The sequence below is a fragment of the Myxococcus sp. CA005 genome (assembly GCF_006518205.1).
Lineage (GTDB): Bacteria > Myxococcota > Myxococcia > Myxococcales > Myxococcaceae > Myxococcus > Myxococcus xanthus.
The window spans coordinates 1-1,588 of the sequence record NZ_SRLV01000194.1; the positions used below are offsets into that span (position 1 = coordinate 1).

Annotated in this window: 1 protein-coding gene and 1 pseudogene; both read right to left on the reverse strand. The window is 71.2% G+C overall.

Features of this window, described 5'->3' with window-relative positions; all coding sequences use genetic code 11:
* Positions 1-219, reverse strand: a pseudogene (locus FMQ63_RS37070) (energy transducer TonB); the annotation flags it as partial.
* Positions 220-302: 83 nt separating this feature from the next.
* Positions 303-1,588, reverse strand: a 1,286-nt coding sequence (locus tag FMQ63_RS37075) for a glycosyltransferase family 87 protein (RefSeq protein WP_228556576.1), incomplete at its 5' end; no start/stop codon positions are given.

Sequence of the window (1,588 nt, forward strand, 5' to 3'; positions counted from 1 at the left end):
AGGCGGCTTCGCCTCGACCACGGGGGGCGGCGGAGGAGGGGGCGGCGGACGGAACACCACGTCCGTGCCCTTCTTCTCTTTGATGACTTCCGTCACCTTGCCGGCAGCGGTGACGGCGGCGATGCCCATCAGCGCGAACACGGCGACGGATGCCGTAGTGGAGAGCGCGAACCGCCGCGCCGATTGGACGTCCGGGCCGCTGTCGAAGGTCTCGAACATGACTGGACGCGCATATAGCGACGCCATGTGTCGGGCCTGTCCGGGGCCCGTGACACTTTGCTTCCATCAACTTGACGGAAGCGTCACGGCGCGAGCCCGCCACCAAAGCAACGTGGCAGGCGTGACACGGCGTCGGCGTCCGCCACCGCTCGCGGTGCGCCCATGCGGCGCATCTGCGACAGCAGGACGATCAGCAACCCGGTGTAGACGAGCGCGAAGGGGCGCCACAGGAGGACGTGGCGGCTCCATTCCGCGCCCAGTCCCGAGTCAGAGACCAGGAGACCCGTGAGGGCGATGAGCGCCACCAGCACCAGGTTGGGCCGGTGGCGGCTCTCCACCGCGGCGCGGATCAACGGCCAGGCCAGCACGTAGTTCGCGCGCCACGCCAGCGGTGACAGCAGGGTGACACCCAGGCAACACACGGCGATGAGGTCCGCCGGCCCGGGTCTTGCCCACACCACGGCGGCGACGAAGAGGACCATCGCCACGGCCTGCGCCAGCGACATGTCACCGGGGGGCACCACGGTGTCGGGCGGGTACACCAGCGCTAGCAGTACGGTGGGCAGGCCCTGGGTGTTGGACTGGAGCGCCCAGGGCGGCGTGGTGCGCGCCAGTGTGTCGCTCCACAGTTGGAATTGGACCAGCGTGCCGTCCCAGCCGTAGCGGGCGAGCGTGGGCAGGGTGAGAATCCCTCCCACCACGGCGGTGGCGCCGATGACGCGCCAGTGCCGGCGCCACAGGAAGAAGAGGCCGACGAGGGCGGCGGGCGGCTTGAGCAGGAAGGCGACGGCGAAGGCGGCGCCAGGGCGCCACACCTGTCCGCGTTCGGCGCCGAGCGTGCACAGGAGGATGAGCAACAGGATGACGGCGTCCACCTGGCCGTAGAACAGCTCGAAGGTGAAGGCCGGCAGCAGGGCCAGCGTCGTCAGCGCGGGCGCCCAGGCCCAGGGCGTGGCTTCCCCCGACGAAGGCGTGGCGCGCATGGTGAGGCGGGCCACGGCGGCGAGCGCGGCGATGGAGCCCAGGTTCCACAGGGCCACGGCGGCGCGCGCGGGGAGCAGGGTGAAGGGAAGGAACAGCGGCGCGGTGATGGGCGCGTACTTGAACGGCATGTGGCCGTCGGACAGGCGGTAGATGTCCGTGGCTTCCCAGAAGCGCTCCGCCGCCATGAGGTAGACGCGGAAGTCCACGCCCCTGCGGGGATGCTGACCCACGGCGATGGCGGCCACGGCCAGGACGGCCAGCACGAGCCACCAGGCCCAGCGCGCCCAGCGCGCGCTCACTCCAATGGATGTCCCCTCACCCGCGGCCGGTGGGGGGGATTCGGAGCCGGAGGGCCCCGGGGCGACGGCGGTCATCGGTAGGGTGG